The sequence below is a fragment of the Roseovarius arcticus genome (assembly GCF_006125015.1).
GTDB lineage: Bacteria > Pseudomonadota > Alphaproteobacteria > Rhodobacterales > Rhodobacteraceae > Roseovarius > Roseovarius arcticus.
The window spans coordinates 2519615-2538156 of record NZ_SZZN01000001.1 but is presented as its reverse complement, the minus strand read 5'-3'; the positions used below and the strand labels follow the sequence as shown (position 1 = coordinate 2538156).

General features: G+C 55.5%; 22 protein-coding genes and 1 pseudogene. 11 read left to right on the top strand and 12 right to left on the bottom strand.

What is annotated here, in order from left to right:
* Window positions 1-53 precede the first annotated feature (53 nt).
* Entirely contained in the window at window positions 54-188 is a 135-nt protein-coding gene (locus MK6180000_RS20880; RefSeq protein ID WP_281284680.1) for a hypothetical protein, read from the top strand.
* A 343-nt stretch (window positions 189-531) separates the two neighbouring features.
* Here the strand turns inward: MK6180000_RS20880 and MK6180000_RS12105 are convergent, their stop codons facing one another.
* Together MK6180000_RS12105 and MK6180000_RS12100 are read right to left on the bottom strand one after the other, a co-directional pair.
* Window positions 532-1347, bottom strand: coding sequence for a MauE/DoxX family redox-associated membrane protein (locus MK6180000_RS12105; protein ID WP_138934971.1), 816 nt, complete (start codon window positions 1345-1347; stop codon window positions 532-534).
* A 24-nt stretch (window positions 1348-1371) separates the two neighbouring features.
* Window positions 1372-1893: a DUF305 domain-containing protein gene (locus MK6180000_RS12100; protein WP_246040504.1), complete on the bottom strand. Its 522-nt coding sequence runs from the start codon at window positions 1891-1893 to the stop codon at window positions 1372-1374.
* Window positions 1894-1981: 88 nt separating this feature from the next.
* Between MK6180000_RS12100 and MK6180000_RS12095 the strand changes: the two genes are divergently transcribed.
* Window positions 1982-2254, top strand: coding sequence for a metal-sensitive transcriptional regulator (locus MK6180000_RS12095; RefSeq protein WP_138934970.1), 273 nt, complete (start codon window positions 1982-1984; stop codon window positions 2252-2254).
* Window positions 2255-2641: 387 nt separating this feature from the next.
* Here MK6180000_RS12095 and MK6180000_RS12090 read toward each other — a convergent pair whose 3' ends face one another.
* The 5 genes from MK6180000_RS12090 to MK6180000_RS12065 all read right to left on the bottom strand — a co-directional run bounded on the left by MK6180000_RS12090 (window position 2642) and on the right by MK6180000_RS12065 (window position 7252).
* Entirely contained in the window at window positions 2642-2821 is a 180-nt protein-coding gene (locus tag MK6180000_RS12090) for a hypothetical protein (protein WP_138934969.1), read from the bottom strand.
* A gap of 243 nt (window positions 2822-3064) precedes the next feature.
* Window positions 3065-3415, bottom strand: a complete 351-nt coding sequence (locus MK6180000_RS12085) for a hypothetical protein (RefSeq protein WP_138934968.1) — start codon at window positions 3413-3415, stop codon at window positions 3065-3067.
* Between the two features lie 186 nt (window positions 3416-3601).
* Window positions 3602-4021, bottom strand: a complete 420-nt coding sequence (locus MK6180000_RS12080; protein WP_138934967.1) for an MbcA/ParS/Xre antitoxin family protein — start codon at window positions 4019-4021, stop codon at window positions 3602-3604.
* Window positions 4022-4425: 404 nt separating this feature from the next.
* Complete coding sequence (locus MK6180000_RS12075) at window positions 4426-5985, bottom strand: ABC transporter substrate-binding protein (protein WP_138934966.1); 1560 nt, start codon at window positions 5983-5985, stop codon at window positions 4426-4428.
* A 907-nt stretch (window positions 5986-6892) separates the two neighbouring features.
* On the bottom strand, window positions 6893-7252 hold the full coding sequence (locus tag MK6180000_RS12065) for an H-NS histone family protein (protein WP_138934965.1): 360 nt from the start codon (window positions 7250-7252) through the stop codon (window positions 6893-6895).
* A gap of 267 nt (window positions 7253-7519) precedes the next feature.
* Here MK6180000_RS12065 and MK6180000_RS12060 point away from each other — a divergent pair, with 267 nt between their 5' ends.
* The 6 genes from MK6180000_RS12060 (at window position 7520) to MK6180000_RS12035 (ending at window position 12590) form a co-directional block, all read left to right on the top strand.
* Window positions 7520-8782 (top strand): multidrug effflux MFS transporter, encoded by a 1263-nt coding sequence (locus MK6180000_RS12060; protein WP_138934964.1) that lies wholly within the window; start codon window positions 7520-7522, stop codon window positions 8780-8782.
* 47 nt (window positions 8783-8829) lie between these two features.
* On the top strand, window positions 8830-9099 hold the full coding sequence (locus tag MK6180000_RS12055) for an oligopeptide/dipeptide ABC transporter ATP-binding protein (RefSeq protein ID WP_138936482.1): 270 nt from the start codon (window positions 8830-8832) through the stop codon (window positions 9097-9099).
* A gap of 225 nt (window positions 9100-9324) precedes the next feature.
* Complete coding sequence (locus MK6180000_RS12050) at window positions 9325-9774, top strand: DUF2061 domain-containing protein (RefSeq protein ID WP_212751899.1); 450 nt, start codon at window positions 9325-9327, stop codon at window positions 9772-9774.
* A gap of 169 nt (window positions 9775-9943) precedes the next feature.
* Window positions 9944-10729: a cyclase family protein gene (locus MK6180000_RS12045; protein ID WP_138934962.1), complete on the top strand. Its 786-nt coding sequence runs from the start codon at window positions 9944-9946 to the stop codon at window positions 10727-10729.
* Window positions 10730-11115: 386 nt separating this feature from the next.
* A complete protein-coding gene (locus tag MK6180000_RS12040; RefSeq protein WP_425466842.1) occupies window positions 11116-11622 on the top strand; it encodes a cell wall hydrolase in 507 nt (168 codons plus the stop codon).
* 194 nt (window positions 11623-11816) lie between these two features.
* On the top strand, window positions 11817-12590 hold the full coding sequence (locus tag MK6180000_RS12035) for a potassium channel family protein (protein ID WP_138934960.1): 774 nt from the start codon (window positions 11817-11819) through the stop codon (window positions 12588-12590).
* 247 nt (window positions 12591-12837) lie between these two features.
* On the opposite strand, the pseudogene MK6180000_RS12030 reads toward MK6180000_RS12035, so the two are convergent.
* The 4 genes and pseudogenes from MK6180000_RS12030 to MK6180000_RS20675 form a co-directional block, all read right to left on the bottom strand.
* Window positions 12838-13347: pseudogene (locus tag MK6180000_RS12030) on the bottom strand (GNAT family N-acetyltransferase); the annotation flags it as partial.
* 31 nt (window positions 13348-13378) lie between these two features.
* The gene (locus tag MK6180000_RS12025) at window positions 13379-13594 is read right to left on the bottom strand and encodes a hypothetical protein (protein WP_138934958.1); all 216 of its coding nucleotides are present in this window, start codon (window positions 13592-13594) and stop codon (window positions 13379-13381) included.
* Window positions 13595-13656: 62 nt separating this feature from the next.
* Entirely contained in the window at window positions 13657-13845 is a 189-nt protein-coding gene (locus tag MK6180000_RS20680; RefSeq protein ID WP_246040502.1) for a hypothetical protein, read from the bottom strand.
* A gap of 36 nt (window positions 13846-13881) precedes the next feature.
* Entirely contained in the window at window positions 13882-14076 is a 195-nt protein-coding gene (locus tag MK6180000_RS20675; protein ID WP_246040501.1) for a hypothetical protein, read from the bottom strand.
* 49 nt (window positions 14077-14125) lie between these two features.
* Between MK6180000_RS20675 and MK6180000_RS12015 the strand changes: the two genes are divergently transcribed.
* Entirely contained in the window at window positions 14126-14935 is an 810-nt protein-coding gene (locus MK6180000_RS12015; RefSeq protein ID WP_138934957.1) for an AraC family transcriptional regulator, read from the top strand.
* Window positions 14936-15102: 167 nt separating this feature from the next.
* On the opposite strand, the gene MK6180000_RS12010 is transcribed toward MK6180000_RS12015, so the two are convergent.
* A complete protein-coding gene (locus MK6180000_RS12010) occupies window positions 15103-16485 on the bottom strand; it encodes a transposase (RefSeq protein WP_138936481.1) in 1383 nt (460 codons plus the stop codon).
* A gap of 271 nt (window positions 16486-16756) precedes the next feature.
* On the opposite strand from MK6180000_RS12010, the gene MK6180000_RS12005 reads away from it, so the two are divergent.
* Together MK6180000_RS12005 and MK6180000_RS12000 are read left to right on the top strand one after the other, a co-directional pair.
* The gene (locus MK6180000_RS12005; protein ID WP_138934956.1) at window positions 16757-17251 is read left to right on the top strand and encodes a phasin family protein; all 495 of its coding nucleotides are present in this window, start codon (window positions 16757-16759) and stop codon (window positions 17249-17251) included.
* A gap of 316 nt (window positions 17252-17567) precedes the next feature.
* Complete coding sequence (locus MK6180000_RS12000; RefSeq protein ID WP_138934955.1) at window positions 17568-18530, top strand: extracellular catalytic domain type 1 short-chain-length polyhydroxyalkanoate depolymerase; 963 nt, start codon at window positions 17568-17570, stop codon at window positions 18528-18530.
* Window positions 18531-18542 lie beyond the last annotated feature (12 nt).

The window sequence follows — 18542 nt, the reverse complement described above, 5'->3', positions numbered from 1 at the left end:
CACTGGGCCTTTTTACCATCAACACCCAAAATTTTGAGAGCCAGGAGATCATTGTGACCAAGCCAGATGATGACAAGAAGAAGCCCCCGGAAAAACCGAAAGAAGAGTTGCATAGGCAAGAGGAAACGCTTGGAGATGCTTCGGCGAGTGATCCAAATCCCACCGAGCGATCACGAGTGGCGGATTGATCATGGCAAACGATCCCGACCCATTTCCAGCATAGATGTCCGTTCGTGAACCATCCTAGACACCACCACTCTTCCACTTACGGAGAACCTGGTGATCACCAAGACTGGGCATCCGGTCAAGAACTTGTCTGAGGCACCGAAAAGCGGCCTTCCAAAGTTCTGTGAAATAGACACAGCGAGCTAGGACGTCACAGCCGTTCGAAAATGTATCTGTCACACCCAGACTTGTCTCAGGGCGGAACCTAAGAACTTAAAAATGCTTCGGAAGCTGACTATTAGTCGAAAGCAAAGGCGCGGCTTTGTCACAAACCTCTTTCTTTGTGATCCGGCAGGATTGGCGCGGTCAGGCCGAGAGCCACATACCCAACATCCAAATGCCCATTCCAGCCATGATCAGATTTTCGCTCAGAGAAATCACTCCAAGCGGCACGTTCGACCCGCCACCGACGCAAGCGCATTTGAGGTCACGTTTCTCGATGTAGACGGCCTTGATGACGCTGACTGCGCCGATGGTGCCGATGAAGATGCCGACCGGGGCGACCAGCCAGATCAGCGCGGAGCCCGTGCCGATCAGGGCCATCATACCGACACCCGCGAAAAGCTCCAGGAACGGGTATGCATAGCCGTACGGCACGTAGCGCCGCGCCAGCAGATCGTATCCCAGAAACCCATTCACGAAGGCTTCGACGTCCTGTAACTTCTGGATCGCGAGAGCAACCATTGAGATCGCGAAGAACCACATCAAGAAGGTCAATGCCGGGAAGCCAGCGTAAAGGTTCAGAACAACGGCCAAGGCCATCAACGCGGTCGAGCCGAAGATCGCGATGATTGGTGTGTAGGTGGTGTCGTCCTTGCCGAGGACGCGATACCCGAAATGTTTTTTCAGGTCGGTGTAGCCGCCAATCTGCTCGCCATCGATGAAGGCGATGGGGGTGGTCTTGACGTCATGAGCGGCCTGGAACGCATCGACTTCCTCACGTGTCGTTAAAAGGTTGTCGTCGACCTCATAGCCTTTGCGTTCGAGCATGGACTTCGACTTGAGCCCAAACGGACATAGATGCCCCGGCATAGCCATCCGGTAGAGCGACGCGGTCTTTTCGGTGCCTTTGCTTTTGGCGCGGGCGGTATCAGGGCCGTCGATAATATCTGTTGTAGTCATGGGTTCGTCTCCATCGTTCGAATGTCAGTATTGCTCATCACGTTCTGTGCCCGCGGGCGCGTCGCCGTTCGCCTCAATATCGGCGATGTAGAGCTTCATCTCGGCGATCTCGGCCCGCTGCGCTTCGATGATGGCATCGGCCAGAGCGCGCACACGCGGATCCGAAATGCCGGCACGTTCGCTGGTCAGAATCGCGATGGAGTGGTGCGGTATCATCGCCTTCATCCACGACACGTCGCCGACAGTGGCCTGCGTGCGGACCAATCCGACGCCGACCACGAATGCGACAAGTGCGCCAACGAAGATCGCGATATTGGCCGCCCGATTTGTATACATGCCTAGCATGAAGGCGAGCATGATTATCGCCATGATCCCGCCCATGTAGAGCGCCATCCACATCCGCGTCTGCGAAAAGAAGATGTGGTCCAAGGCGTAAGTGTTAAGATACATCAGCCCGAACATCACCACCGTCGACGTGACGATCATCGCAAAGAACCGACTGTATCCCATGCCACCGCTCTCGTATCTGTTCATATTTCTTGCCATGATCGGTGAACCTTTCCTTTTTAGAGCATATATACCCCCCGTAGGTATGATAAACGCCGATGAGATGAATGGGTTCCAGGGAGATGACATGAAGCAGGACAAGCAGCGCACACTTGATCGGCTTGCCCGGTTGGAGGGCCAGGTGCGAGGGATTGCCCGAATGGTCGAGGAGGATCGCTATTGCGTCGACATTCTGGCCCAGACAGCGGCTGTTCGCTCCGCCTTAAAGGGGGTGGAACGGATGGTGTTGGAGAACCACGCCCATCACTGCGTCGAGGACGCCATCGGCAGCGGCGATCCGCAACAGCAGCGTGAGAAGTTCATTGAGTTGATCGTCTTGCTACAGAAGACGCAAGGTTAGGCCCAGAATCCGGTTTGGCCATCATCGGCAAGAAGCGTGGGACGCGACCAGAGCAAGGGTGTTTTCACCCAAACAGGCCGGTGTATTAACTAAAATTCTGTCTCCCTGCGGGCAGGTCGTTTCTAGATATTGCGCACATTGAATAGTATGTCTCCACATGGCCCGCGATTTGAAATAGTTCGGTGAATTGCCAGCCCATTCGGGTTGCTGCAGCAATCCCCATCAGCCCAGGCCGTGAAGTCCGTGCAAGGTCTGCGCTTGTGCAAGCGGCCGCGATGCACGATAGCGTCGTTGTGCAGGATGGGGCACACGGGAATAGTGAGCCGCGTCTAGCCTGAAAGTTTGCTATAGTTTCAGCCGTTCGACTTCGGACGTTGTCGCTGTCCTCTACAAACGCGTATCTTCCTCTTTCTCAAGCCGATCTTTACGAAGGCGCGCGGTTTTGATCTGGCGTTCTTCCGTTTCTTCTTCAGCGATTGCCTTCACTGCACGCGTGGTTTTGTCCAGCTTCGTTTCCCTTTCGGGCTTCGAGTTTGTAAATACTGTCGTCTTTGCCAGCTTGTTCATTAACAAATATCCTTGATGTACGTATTCCTAGGATCGCACTGCTAACACGCAGGCGATGAATTGATGAAATTGGTAGTCGTGTAGTCTGAACGGATCTTTGGTAGTCGTGTAGTCTGAACGGATCTTCTGACTTGCGGCACAGGAAATCGGGTATGGTCGCCGCCAAAGGACCGGCGGTCTTGTTGAAGATAGGCGGGAAAAACCGAAGCTCATTCCCGCCTACTATCGCAGTTCTACGGAAGCTTATGTGTCATTACTCAGGGCGCTCTCGCAGGCATCCGCAAGTTCCCTGCTGGGTTCTTCAGCGCCGAGCGGGGTTGCCCATCCTGCGTCCTCAACAACGGTATGACGTTGATAAGAAGAGGCATCTTCGAGTTCTGCCAAGATCGCAGGTGCGCCCGGATCATTCCGGGATTTACGAATGCAGTAAGGCGTTAAGGCAACGACGACGGCCGCAGCGGAATCGTCACTCGACATTTCAGCCGCAGCGCCACCTGTGACCCAGCCACCCCAATTAAAGCCAATAATAGAAACAGCAATAGCCCCTGCTCCCACACCCAAGAGGGCAGGTTTTATCCATTCGGGAAATTGCATATTTTAGACCAATCTGATTTGGGAAGAATGCGCAGGATCGCGCACTTGATACCGGGGTAACACAGTCCGCAGGAGATTGCATGTTTAACCGGCGTTTCCAAAAGGCCATGCCAGCGCAGCGCGGCGAAAACCAAATTGGCAATACCGATCCACTTAAGGACGTGCGTCGACGTGAGGCTGGTTAGCTTATCTACTAAGTAGTTCGATCACTGCGTCAGCACCGGCAGGGCTCGAAATTGCTAGTGCCATTGGAGCCGCGCCTCCAAGATCTGGATTAGGCTTCTCAAGAAACCGCATCACCAGGGCACCGTTGCCACTGTGAGTTTTGTCTGCGGCCACGTATGCGCGCGCAAAATCATATAGGACCTTACTCCTGTCGGGACTTAGGGGGATTTTTCCGGCCTTCGCTCGCCGGAAGGCCCGTTCAGGAATGAGGTTTAGTACTGGCTGTGAGTTCATTACCTCTAAAATCTTCTCTACGGACTTGGTGGGAAGACCCGTTGTAATCTGGGCGATCAGAGAATCTGTATCATTGATTTCTTCAGGTAGTCCTAAGAGTTCTGATACTCGTTCGACCTCGGTTGCTCGTGTGAGCTTGCCATCCATTGTTAATCCCCTTTTGATTGAGCGGCTAACAGCAATGTCAAAGGGTCACAACTGATTGGATTAATTTGAAACGAAAGGCCCGTGCGTTTTTGATCCCTGCAGCATGGCTCCTTCAATCGCGAAACGGACGAACTAGTTTTAGTTTGGCAGAAACCGTCGAGCGATGTCGTGGAGCGATCCTTTTTTGGCCGTCGAGCAAACGTGCCTCTGGCGAGGCTGGCCCTCGTATGCGCTTCGACAAGGTGCTGTCTGCAAATTTCACCAGAAAAATAGCGCCCGCCGCAAGCCTCTTGGTATTCTTCAGGGGTAAAGTAACAAAAAATGCTGCCAAACTTGGGATTCGGCAGCATTCCATTTAAGCACCGGGCGCACGGCCGGTAAGCCGCGCGCTCAGCGGTTTTTTCTCAAGCGAACCACCAGCGCTCGGCCCAACGCTCGCCGTCCATGTCCCAGTTCGACGCAGCCTTTTCGGGCATCCCGATCTTTTTGGTCGTGGCATAGACGTAATTGGCGAACATCGGGATGACGACGGACCCTTGGGTGCTGACGATCTCCTGCAGCTCGAAATACTGCTGACGACGCTTGTCCTCATCCAGCTCGGCGCGGGCCTCTTTGAGCAATGCGTCGAACGTCTCGTTGCACCAGAAGCCGTCATTCCATTCCGCCCCGCAAGTGAAGGCGATGGAAAACGCCTGATCCTGCACCGGGCGACCGCCCCAATAGACCGCTGTGAACGGCTTTTTCATCCAGACGTCGGACCAGTAGCCATCATTCGGCTCGCGCACGACATTGATGTTGATGCCCGCATCCTTAGCTGAGTTCTGGTAAAGCGTTGCAGCGTTGACCGCACCGGCGAAGGCGGCGTCCGCGGCTGACAAGCTGACGTCAAGCGACTCCAGGCCCGCCTCCTTCAGGTAGAACTTGGCCTTATCGGGATCGTATGTCTTCTGCTCCAGTTCGGTGTTGTAAAATTGCTGATTCTGGCCAACTGGAATGTCATTCCCGACTGAGCCATAGCCGAACAGGATCTTTTCGACCAGTTCCTCGCGGTTGATCGCGTATTTCATCGCGAGGCGCACGTTGTTGTCGGCATAGGGATCCTGTCGCGAATCCATGGCGAAGGTAAAATGCTGCGTCCCTGCGATCGAACTGATGACGAGGTCGGGATAGCGCGACAGCAGGTCGATGGTCTTGAGGTCCAGCTTGTCGACAGTGTCGACGTCGCCCGACACCAGCGCCGTGGTGCGCGCGTTCTGATCGGTCAAGACCAGCAGTTCAATGCTTTCGAACCATGCGACGTCGTCGCGCCAATGGTTTTCGTTGCGCTCCAGCGATGTCGATATGCCGGGGTCGAACGATTTGATCTTGTAGCTGCCGCAGCCGTCGCCGGATTTCCAGTCGATGCCGTCATCCGTGGCAGGCAGGATGGACAGGTGGTAATCGCTGACGATAAATGGGAAGTCTGCATCGCCACCATCCAGCGTAAAAATGACGGTATCGTCGCCCTCGATGGTGATATCTTGGATCGCGGCAATGAGCGGACTGGCGGCCGAGGTTGTGCCTTCGGCGCGGTGGAAGTTGATCGACGCGACGACGTCTTGGACAGTTACAGCCTTGCCCGAATGGTAAGTGACGCCCTTGCGGATCTTGAACCGCCAGATTTTGGCATCCTCGGACGCCTCCCAGCTTTCGGCGATTTCGGGGCCGATCGAACCGTCGGCCAGCACTTCGGTCAGGTGGCCATCTTTGGCGAAGGTCAGCGCGATAGTATAGCCGTTTTCGAACATGCCGGGGTTCAGCGTATCGGTGGTTGCGCCGTGGCCTTTGCCGATGCGCAGATGCCCGCCGCGTTTGGGTGTGGCGGCCATGGCGCCGCCCAGCGGCAGCGATGCGGCGATGCCGCTTGCAGCCGTGGTCTTCAGAAATCCGCGCCGGTCGAGGCGGCCATTCGTGATGAGCGACATGTGTATCTTCCCTTTTATTATTTTTCTCAAGGTCTTGGATCTCGGCCCGCCGCACGCGTCTCGGCGGAGGCGCCTTTGTCCCGGTTAGCCGGGCGTAATGCGGTGTCAAGGTCTGCCCTCCGCGGCAACCTAGAATAGCCGCCGGGCTGAGATGCGCCCCAGAGGTTATTGTGCCGTCATGCCAGATTGCGACGGCTAGGGGCTTGCGCCTTAGTTCTGTGAAGGTGGGCATTGTATAGGTTGATTTATGAGCCAATACAACCGAGAGCGCGAACGCCACGAATCTGCGCGTCGAAGAACTGGATCCTGCAGCTATTGAAGGCGCTAACGTCTACGGCCCGAACGGCGATCACATCGGGGACATTTCCCATTTTCACGGCCCGGCTCCAGCGGCGGAGGCCGTGGTGGATGTGGGCGGTTTTCTCGGTATCGGCGCAAAGCCCGTGGCTTTGCCGGCCTCGAGCATGAAATTTATGCGAGACGAGGCCGGCAGAGTTCACGTCACGACTGCGTTGACCAAGGATGAGCTGCAAAACTTGCCCGAGCACAAAGACTGATCGTCTTATGGGCTTTGGAGAAGGGAAGGGGTCGGTGTGCCTATGCGCGCCGACCCTTTTCGACATTCTGACGTTGCCTGCGTGTTGCTAAACAGGATAGACGCCCCGGACTTACGGCGATCCCCCAATAATCGAGTTGAGATCTGCCAAGTGGTACCTTTATGAAAATTGCATGTGGACCTCCGCCACGCACCATTGTTCGCAGTAGATGCGCAAAACAACCAGTCTGATACTTCAGAGGCATTGCCCCCGATCTTCCCGAATGGAACCCCTCCCGCAGTTTAGCAAACCGAGGATGGTCTGTAGATATGCCGTTACGAAGTTCGAATACCTGTCCAATCAAGGACCAATCAGTCCTGAACGAGAAAGTCTTCTTGTTTCGCGCCGGCGTCGGTCGCAATTACCAGCCAAATCGGCCGACGGCCCATTCCGGTCCAGGTTTGTTCCGGGTTCTCTTTATTCCGGTATTTGATACGGGGCTGTTTGCGGGGCTTCTTGTCCGCCTTGGCCTTCTTTTCAAGCTTGGGTTGCGCGGCAGACTTGCCAGTCAGATCCGATAAAGAAAATCCGAAGGACTTCGCCTTGGCCTCAATGATGGCTCTGGCTTTTTTCTTTTCGCTGGTCTCGTGGATGGCTAGTGCTTTGCCTATGTCTTTCTGGAGCTTTTGAAGCTCTGACATAGACATGTTCTTCACGTTGATATCACTCATCTGGAAAGAATCCTTTTTTACATTATCTGGCGGTTTTCTCGGTTCTTTATCACTATAGGACCCAAGCACGAGTCTACGGCAATCTGCCGCAATTCATTACACTTTATTCTGGAGACCAGATTCATGAAGCAGGAGCTGATCGCGCAGACTTGGTAGCATGGAAGTCGCGCCTCGATCGCGGAGTGGAGCGCAACTGGCGCCGGGGTGCATTTCATTGCGCCGAACTTCATGGTCGCTTAAAAACTGATTTTAAAAAGAAAGAGTCCCATGTCGGATGCTAACCGCCCTAAAAACGGCAAACTCCCCCAATGGGAGTTGATTATTCTTATCGCCAGTCTGATGGCACTCAATGCCGCAGCAATCGACATCTTCATCCCCGCCCTTCAGGAAATCGGCAACGCGCTGGGGGTTGAAGCCGAAAACCAGCGTCAGTTTGTCATCACGAGCTATCTTGCCGGCTTTGGCGCGGCACAGTTGATCTACGGGCCACTGTCGGACCGTTATGGTCGCAGGCCCGTGCTATTCTTTGGACTCGGGCTCTATTTCATTGCGGCGCTTGCCGCGGCTGCTGCCCCGACGTTCGGCGTCCTTCTCGCACTTCGCGCCATTCAGGGCATCGGCGCAGCCGCGACACGGGTCATCGCCATCACCGTAGTGCGCGACAGCTTTGGCGGGCGGCGCATGGCCAGCGTCATGTCACTGGTGATGATGATTTTTATGGCCATCCCAGTGATTGCCCCCAATATCGGACAGATTATCATGCTTTTCGGCTCTTGGCGTGAAATATCCCTTGTTGTCGCCTTGTTCAGCTTTGTCGTGCTGATCTGGGCGGCCTTGCGTCTGCCCGAGACGCTGCATCCCGAGGACCGGCGTGCGTTGACCGTAGAGCGCACCGCCAATGCCTTCAAGGTCGTGCTCTCTAACCGTATCGCCTTTGGCTACACTGCCGCTTCGGCGACGATCTTTGGGGTCCTGTTTGGCTTCATCAATCAGGCCGAGCAGATCTATACAGAAGTTTACAATATTGGCCCCGCGTTCACCCTCTATTTTTCGGCCGTTGCGATCTTTATGGCTGTGTCAAGTTTCTTGAATTCCCGCCTGGTCGAGAGGTTCGGTATGCGGCGGCTTTCGCACACCGCACTGATCGGGTTTTGCTTGCTCAGCGGGCTTCATCTGCTGCTAGCCCTGCTGATGGGGGGCGCGACGCCGTTCTGGCTGTTTTACGTGCTGGTCGTGCCGACTTTCTGTTTCTTCGGCTTCATCGGCACAAATTTCAATGCGCTTGCGATGGATCCGCTGGGCCATGTAGCCGGTACTGCGTCTTCGGTTCTGGGCTTTGGCCAGACACTTGGCGGCGGGTTAATTGGTGCCGTGATCGGTTATGCTTACGACGGCACGATCATTCCGCTGTTTGCGGGGTTCCTCGTCTTGTCGCTTTGCTCATTGGGGTTGGTACTGGTCGCGGAACGCGGCCGTCTGTTTGAGCCGCGCTATTCCCACGACGGACCTGAAGGCGAAGCTCGTTCATGACTAGGCTCTGGACGGCAATGCCAAGTTGATCACGACTTTCCGTCGGGATAGGCCCGACCGGGCGTATATTCCGCGCGCCTTGCCATCCCTATACAGAGGCGCTCCTCTCGGCCAATCCCGAGCCTGATCCCGACGCCGCTCGCGCACGCATCACGCTGGAGGGAGAGATGCCCAGCCCCCGCAGCCGTCCCGACGGATGCGAATTCCATGGCCGTTGTCCACGCGCTCAGGCGCTTTGCAGCCGCGAGGCGCCTAAGGTTGAACGGCAGGGGGCGACGCATTGCTTTACCTGCCATTTTCCGATCTGCGAGAGCTGAAGCTGGCTCTCATCGCCACCCCATATGATTCTAGGACGCTGTCAGAATGGTTGTTTCTGCCGCAAGTGAGGACTGTGCGTCATCTCAGGAAAGCTCCTTACCGTCAGAGATAGCGCCGTCATCGACACCCGGCAGGATCCGGTCCAGACTGAAGCGATGGAAGACACCCCAGAGACTAAGACACCTCCACCCCAAGTTTCGGCAAAACGCTCCGCAGTTAAGGCTGTGTCCTGGCGTATCGTCGGCACGTTCGACACGTTGGTGCTGTCATGGTTGGTCATTACATATATCGGCCCACTGTTCGGACGCGAGGACACTCACGGTGACGCGCTTCAGGCTGCGGCTTACATTGCCGTTACCGAGGTCGCCACCAAGATGGTACTCTACTTTCTTCACGAACGAGGATGGGCGCGCATCCACTGGGGCGTGTCGACCGAGAATAGCGGGCGCAAGGAAACCGGCTGGCGCAGCACCATCAAGACCGCCACCTGGCGCATAATTGCCTCGCTCGACACGACTTTGCTGGCGTGGATTTTCACTGGCAACCTTGGCACCGCCGTCTCCATTGGCGGCCTCGAGGTCATCACTAAGCTGATCCTCTATTTCTTTCACGAGCGCGCCTGGTCACGAATTCAGTACGGCACTGGGAAGGAGCAGGAATCACACGATACCTAACGCCAGACGTTGGCGCGTGCCGCCGCGCCGCTAACGTTGGGGGCCTCCGTATCACGTTTTGAAAAGCTGAGGTCGTGTGGTTCCGGGGGGGTCATTTAAAAACGTTGTCTCAAACTGGGCCTGTCCGTAACATGGACAACAGCCATGAATTGAAAAAAGGATTGAGCCCATGATTAAACCAGCATTAACCCTCATTGCCGCGTTGCTTGCATCGCCCGCCAGCGCGCAGGACCTGTCCAAGGGCACTTGGGTGGACCTTACCCATGCGTTTAATTCTGAATCGGTCTATTGGCCCACGGCGAAAATGTTCGAGCATACCGAAGTTTTCGCGGGCCACACTGACGGGGGCTATTTTTACTCCTCCTACGATTTCGCATCGTCTGAGCACGGCGGAACGCATCTGGACGCGCCGGTGCATTTTGCAGAAGGCGCGAACTCCTCTGACAAGATCCCGGTTGAGCAGTTGATTGGACCGGGTTTCGTCATCGACGTTACCAAGCAGTCTGCGGACAATGTCGACTATCTGGTGTCGGCGACTGATATCGAAGCGTTCGAAGCCGAGCACGGCAAAATTCCGGAGGGTGCGATTGTTCTCCTGAACACCGGTCGGGCTGGGCTTTATCCTGATCGCGAGATCTATATGGGCACTGCTGCCCGCGGGCAGGAGGCAGTGGCTGATCTGCATTTTCCGGGCCTTGGACTCGATGGCGCAAAACTTCTCGTGGAGCGGGGTATCGGTGCGGTGGGGCTCGACACGCCCTCTATCGACTTCGGGCAGTCAACGGACTTCGCGAGTCACGTGGAACTTATGACAAATAACGTCGCCGCCTTTGAGAATGTAGCAGACATGAGCGCATTGCCCACCACGGGAAGTATGATCATCGCCATGCCCATGAAGATCGAAGGGGGCTCCGGCGGACCCCTGCGCATAATAGCGCATTTGCCAGGAGATTAAGTCAGGCCTCACGGCCAGAATATGTCCGTTGCAGTGATCTCTGGGCGGTGAGATGCACCTAACGGCTGACTTGGACGCCATTTTAACTTCAATCTAGGCGATGTTCCCGCTCTGGGTCACTTGGGGTGGACTGCCCCTGAGAGGTCGAGGGCAATGGGGGTATATTTGAAGAGCGCGCACTTGAATCACCGCATAGCGGCGTCGCCGCTTTGGATACAGACCGTTCTTCCGCGTGATGCGCCACGCCTACCATACAAGCGACTTGATTCCATTGGCACGTATGAGATCATTCTTTCCTATGGAGCGGGAATTGAACGCGCCATGCCCTTGATCTCGTAATTAGTTTGGTCGTGCGCCGCGCGATCAATACGCAGGAAGGACAGAGGATGTTATTTCAGAGTCCGAAAATGCCGATTGCGGCTTCGTTAGCCTCCGCTTTCTTAATATTAGGAGGCTGCTCATGGTCTCATCGGCACTCCGATCTGGAGTGCATGGAGCGCGCGATGCATTTTGAATCCAACCGCTCAAGCCGAGACGGAATGATCGCCGTTGGCAGCGTGGTCATGCACCGCGTCGAGTCGACGCAGTTTCCCAACACGGTTTGCGGCGTCGTCGGGCAAAAAGGACAATTCGCGCCGGGGATCATGTCGGGCCGGATGGATGCGAAAGCCATGCCCAAAGTCACGGAAGCTGCAAATGCCGTCTTGCAGGGTGAGCGTCATCCTCTTACAGGCAATGCGAATTTCTTCCACACCGCAGGGCACAGGTTTCCCTACGACAACATGCACTACGTGCTCGTAACGGGCGGTAACGCTTTTTATGAGAAACGTGAAAGCCAACTGGTAACACAGCCGGTCCCGCCCCAACCCCTCGAGGGCCTCACGATCCAATAGTGTAGATTGTAACCCGTCACGGCCTTTGAGACAGACATGGTTATTTTGCCAAGCGAGAGTTTTTGGCTCATCGTAAACCTTGAAGGGATACGAGTTGCAATCAAAGTCAGAGCCGAATGAATCGGTGGGCCTGCTGGAGTTGATCCTGCCGCACGGCCGCCCCGATTCTATGCTGGTAACTTGGGGGCGGAGCAATGGAAAAGCTTAAAAAGAAGGTCAACCTGCTGTATACGGGCACCAGCAAGAAGGCGGCGATGTTTCGCTACCTCCTGATGGGCTTCGACGTCTCTACCATTGTGTTTTTCATTGCCACGGTGCCGCGTGAGCCAACTCCGGCAATCCTTGCTGCTGACCTTGTGATAGGCACACTAATCTTGACCGACTTTCTCTCACGCCTGTGGATCGCCCCAAACCGAGCGCGGATGATGCGCCAGATTTATACGGTCACGGACGTGGTGGTTATCCTATCTCTCCTGCTGGCGCCGTTGGTGTCGCAGAGTTTCGGCTTTCTAAGGGTGCTGAGGACCCTGCGCCTGCTGCATTCCTACCACGTCCTACGCGACCTGCGCCGCGACACGCCGTTCTTTCGCCGCAATGAAGATGTCATCGTTAGCTCGGTGAACCTCTGCGTCTTCATCTTCTTCATGAGTACATTGGTCTTCGTGCTGCGGGTCGATTACAACCCCGACATCGTCGGCTATGTCGATGCGCTCTATTTCACCGTGTCGACGCTAACCACCACGGGCTTCGGCGACATCGTGCTGACCGGCACCACTGGACGGCTCGTGGCGGTGGTCATCATGGTCGCTGGGGTTGCCCTGTTCCTGCGCCTGGCACAGACCGTTTTCCAGCCCAGTAAGCTGCACCACATGTGTCCCGAGTGCGCCCTTAATCGGCATGACACTGACGCGGTTCACTGTAAGCATTGCGGCCATCTACTCAAAATCGAGACGGGCGGCGCCTCTTGAAGTCGATCATAGTTTCGTCGTGATGTGGTCAGCGATTGTCACGTTCTCATAGCGCCCATAGCACCGAAAGTCGCCCGCGCTTTCCTCCTTGTCAGATTTGTCGCCGCTGCATCTCGCGATGACAGCAGCCACAAACCGTAGACAAAGCCGCTGTTCAGAAATCGAGAACCAAAGTCAGTTTTCTCCGCTCTTTCGTCAGTAAGCAAGGCTCAGACCTGCGTTCTGAATAAACCGAAGTTGCGCATCTTTACTCAGATGACCGGCGCGTCGACGGCGAGCGCTGCTGCATCATCTCGGTCTGGGATGACTTTGGCGCACCATTGGCATCAAAGTTTGCGCTGTCCAACCAGCACTGAATTTTCACGCGCACTTCAGGCCATTCGTCATCGAAAATAGAATACCAAGCAGTGTCACGGTTCATTCCCTTGAAAATCAGGTTGTTGTAAAAAATGCCCTCAAATCTGATACCCAGTCGGCGCGCAGCACCGCGAGATTTCGCGTTGAGCGCGTTACACCGCCATTGCATACGGCGATAACGGAGATTGGTCATGGCGTGATCCAACATCCAAAACAGCGCCTCTGTGGCCCCACGCGTGCGCTGCAGTTTCGGGCCAAACCAGATATGGCCGATCTCTGTCGACCCATTTTGGGCGTTGTTGTCCAAAAAACTCGCCTGCCCACTGACCTTGCCTGTCTTGTTGCAGCGAATTGCGTAGAAGATCGGGGCAAAGCTGGCGGATTGCGTGCGCAAGAATGCTGAATAGGCTGCGAGATCAGGCCAAGGACCATTAGGTCAGATAGTCCCACATGCGCAGGCCCTCTGCGCTGCCATGTGACGCCTCATACAGCTCGGCCGCATGTAGTTGGGCGTTCATCGACTCCAGCGTTACGTCCGTGCCGACCAAAGGCACACGCGCGGGCAAAAGAGCTGGCGGAAGTTTTTCCAGCTTCTCCTCGGACAGTGGGCGCGGAAAGATTGCTTCGTAGTCAGATGGCTTGTTCATTGAGTTCGTTTCTTTCAGTATTCAGCTGAATTTCGCCATGAGTTTGGGGATACGCGAAGTGCTCATTCAGCGGCAAAGACGGTGCCCTCGACAGCGACCACGGATTCACCCTCGCCCAGCCGTATGAAAATGAACCGACAATTTTCTGGTGCATCGATTATCTGCGCACGATGGATCACTTTGCGACCAAAGAAGCCGTAGTCACCTGATCTCATCTCAAAGCTTTTTTCACCCTGTTCACCCCAATCCACGCGTATGCGGCCCTCCAACATATACTTGATGCTGTCTTAGTTTTCGTGGTGGTGCCACTGGCTTGGGATGTCACTTGCCGTGACCTCGGTCTGGCCAACCCAAATACCATCGCCTTCATAGGCCGTTTTGCGCGGCTGGCCTGGTGTATTGGGCCCATCCTTCATCATCGGTTGCGAGACGAGGCGGATTTCCCGTCCAAATAGCCCCTTAGGCATTTGATTCATTTGCACGGGCCGATCTCCATTTCTTGGTTCCCGAAATATCTGTAATGCTGGCGGCATGGGAACAGTAGGACAATTTCTGTCGCTAAACAGACATGCTGAAATATCTCCCGTAGAAGCCGTGGATCGACCGCTCGTCGGCTATGCCGAAGACTACCCCGCCTACCTGTTTGCCGAGGCACACGCGCATTCCAAGGCGCAACTTATCTATGCAGGGACGGGCGTGATGCATGTTGAAACAGCGCGCTCCAGCTACATCATCCCGCCCAGCACCGCTTTGGTAATGCCAGCCGATCTTGTGCATACAATCTACATGGATGGCCCCGTCGCGATACGGACACTGTTTTTGAAACAGTCTGCAGCCCCGATGTTTTTTTGCGACTGCAGGGTCAATACGGTGACGCCACTGTTGCGGGAATTGATCCTTGCGGCCTTCGCCGAACCCTTGGAATGGGACGTCAAAGGGCGCGGCTATTACATTACCTCCTTGGCCTTGGATGAAATCGAAAAGTCATCGTTCCTGCCCTTGGAAATCCCCCTCCCCAAAAGTCGTCAGCTCCGGTGCGTAACAGATGCGTTGATTAGAACCCCTGCAGACCCCAGAAGCCTCGAAGACTGGGCCGAAGTCGCAGGAGCTTCAGCTCGAACCCTCGCGCGGCTTTTCCAGCGGGAAACCGGAATGAGTTTTCGCCAGTGGCGTCAGCAAGTTCGCTTAACGACTGCCCTAAGAAACTTGTCGCTTGGCGAAAGCTCAGCCAGCGCCGCTGAAGTTGCCGGTTTTGAAAGCCTCCCAGCGTTTGGTGCAGCATTCCGCCAATTCTTCGGGATCACACCCGGACAAGCCCGATCTGAAAAACCCCTATCGTAGAGGGCAAAATCTGTCTGCTATTGTGGCTTTGCGCAGAAGCCGCCATTCGACATATGCGCAGTATCCTGCACTTTGGGCTGATTTTGTTGAAAAACTCACCTGATAGCGAGTGGTCAGTTGCGCTAGTACTTTGATTTGACTTGGAAGTCAGATGCTCGCTCGCCTTGTCATCGTGCGGCTGGCACCAACGGCTTGAGTTTTGCCAGTTTCCGGAGGTTTTGGGCGGTTGCGGCGAGGGTAAATTCGTCTTGAACACCGCACGGACCGCGCAATCGGAGCCTGCCCAATCCGAGGATGCGGTTGAGATGGGCGAACAACATCTCGACCTTCTTTCGACGCCTCTGCGCTGTCGGGTTGAACTCGGAAGCCGCGCACTGTCGGGCGAAGTTTCTGACGATCTCATATTTCTCGCGGTGGATTGCACGCGCCTCAGATTTTGGACAACACTTGGCCTTTGACGGGCAGTTCATGCAATCAGCTCTCAAAGCTCGGTATTTTCGTGCCTTCCAACTTGGCGCGTTCCGGGCAGGATCGGAATAGGTGCGCCGCGTGTGCAGCATCTCTTTGCCTTCTGGGCAAATGTAACGGTCGTTGTCATCGTCCCATGTAAAGTCTGATCGGGAGAATGTGCCGTCTGTACGTTCCCCTTTGTCAAAGACGGGAATGAACGGGAGGATCTTCCGCTTGACGGTCAGCCAGACGAGGTTGTCGGCGGAGCCATAGGCCGTATCTGCGGCGATCCAATCCGGCTTCAGGCCAAAGCGTTCTTCGGTCCGGTCTATCATCTTGCGCATCGCGCGCACTTCAGCCGTTTTGTTTGTCCGGCTGGCATCGACGTCAACGATGACACTGTGATCAGTATCGATCAGGTAATTGGTAGAATAGGCAAAGAAAGCAGGGCCTTTGCGCGCCGCTGTCCACTGACTGGCAGGGTCAGCATGAGCGGTGAACTTTGGCTTGACCGTGGTGGCAGCACCAAAGGCCTCGTCATCCAGAGTGTCGAGATACTCGCGCACTGCGCGTGGAGCATCGTTGGGATCACGCGCCCGTGCTGCCCAGTCTTCAGGATTGCTGGAGTTCTGTTTTTGGACATCAGCGCTTATCAAACTGGCATCAACGGCAAATCCCTGGCCACCCACAAGCCCCTCTTTCATACAGCGCGCAACAGTCATCTCAAACACATGGCGCAGCAGGTCGCTCTCACGGAAGCGGCCATGGCGGTTCTTGGAAAAAGTAGAATGATCCGGGATCCGGTCAGTCAGTTCGAGACGGCAAAACCAGCGATAAGCCAGGTTCAGATGAACCTCTTCGCACAGGCGGCGTTCGGACCGAATGCCGAAGCAATACCCAACCAGCAGCATCCGGATCAGCAACTCTGGATCGATAGAAGGGCGACCGGTGTGGCTGTAGAAATCGGTCAGATAGGCGCGAATGCTGCTCAAATCAACGAACCGATCAATCGACCGCAGAAGGTGGTTTTGCGGGACGTGATCTTCCAGAGAAAACTCGTAAAACAAAGCCGCTTGTGCTTCCTGCTTCGGTCCCATCATCGCCAAATCTCCCGTTCAATACAGGAATTGAATCAGTGATTGGCCATTCGATCAAGGAAGAGTTTTTCAACAAAATCGGCTCCAAGTTGCCGTTCGCTACGCCAGCAAAGACCGCTCAAAAACGATGGTTTGTGGCGCTGTCCTAAGGTCCGTTGTGCGGAAGATGAAATCTCTCAGCCTTGCTGCGGCGTAGCGGTTGTAATGCTGCGATGCAGCATTACCTGTATACCAATAGCAGCAACGCACCCAATCCTCCAGAAGGAGATTTCACATGGCCACGCAAAACACAGAATCCGCCGTCAACAACATCCAGAGCCTGTTCAACCCGCAGGGCAACCAGGACGCCATCAAGATGATGGCCAGCATGAACGAGCGCATGACTGCGATCTTCGTTGCTGCTGGAACCCGGTCTGTTGAGATCATGAGTAAAACGGCGAAAGAAGCGCTTTCGAACCTCAGTGAGGCGACGCAGGTCCGCGACGATCCGTCCGAATACGCCAAAGTCTATAGCGACTTCGCTCAGAAGCAGATGGACCTGATGACGCGCGCTGCCCAGAACGTCGGCGAAGTGACCCAGCAAGCCGGGACCGAGACGAAGGAACTGGCGTCCGAGGCCGGTGAAGACATGAGCGACAAGATCGCGGCCAACGCCAAAGAGGCCACGGACAAGATTACATCCGCCGCCAAGGACGCGACCGATAAGGCCACCGCGAACGTGAAAAATGCCGCCGACAAGGCCGGTTCGGCTGCCAAGAAAAGCGCTTAAGGCTTCAGTTTCTGAAAGCATCTGGAAAACGAACGGCGGGGTCTGCGAGGGGTTCGCCGTTTTCGTGTAATCGACAATATTATGAACATGTAACAAGAGATGCACTGGGCGCTATTGGGCAACGGTTCGCGAATGAGCCGGCTGCGGGATCGAAACAGCGCTTGACCAAGACGGATACTCTGAACTGCCTAGATGCTCTCTGCATAGTTTATTTGTCTTCCCCATGGCCCTTGTTGCGACGCAGCATTATCTCTCTGCTGGTCGGGAGGACAACCTGACAACGACCCATTCCGGTGTCGCCAAGGAACCTGACTTCATGAGCGATCATTCTATACACACAAAGCCGAAAAACGGCCATCAACTTTCGCTCTTGAGCGAGTTCGGAACCGACCCCGGGTCGCTGAGTGCGAAAACTTATATCCCGAAGAACTTTTCCCGGAACGGTGCGCTTGTTGTCGTACTCCATGGCAGCAACCAGTCGGCGGACAGTTATAATATCGGGTCAGGCTGGTCTGCTCTCGCCGATGAATGCGGGATAGCGCTCCTGTTTCCGGGGCAAAGAAGCACAAACAACGCTATTGGCAGTTTCAATTGGTTCGAATCCGACGATTTCCTACGCGGCGGCGGCGAACCGCTCTCTATTCATCAGATGATCACGGAGGTTGTTGATGATCACGGTGTGGACCCGTCGCGGATTTTCATCACGGGGCTGTCTGCGGGTGGTGCCATGACGGCGGTAATGCTCGCGACTTATCCGGAGGTGTTCGCGGGAGGTGCAATCATCGCCGGACTGCCCTACCGCAGCGCAGACACCCTGATGGAGGCGTTCTTTCGCATGCAGGGATATGGCGGCCCCTCGGACCGCAAGCTCGAAGCGTTTGTGCGCGAAGCCTCGGAATTCGACGGCTCGTGGCCGACGATCTCGGTCTGGCACGGCAGTAACGATGGAACTGTTGACAGTTCCAACGCTGCTTCCATCGTCCGGCAGTGGCAAAGTGTCCATAATGTTGAAGGACTGCCAACGCGGGTGGAGACGGTCGATGGCTTTCCTCGGCGGGTCTGGTGCAATGCTGACGGACAGGAGGTAATCGAGGAATACATCATCGAAGGAATGGGGCACGGCACGCCGATCAGCGCTGGCGGAAACGATGGTCTCGGAGAAGAGGGAGAATATATGCTGGAAGTCGGCATTTCTTCGACCCGCCACATAGCAGATTTCTGGGGTCTTACGGCTGGGGCCAGAGGCCGCACCGGCACGCAGCGCATCTTCTTTCCGTAAGAACAACAGAGC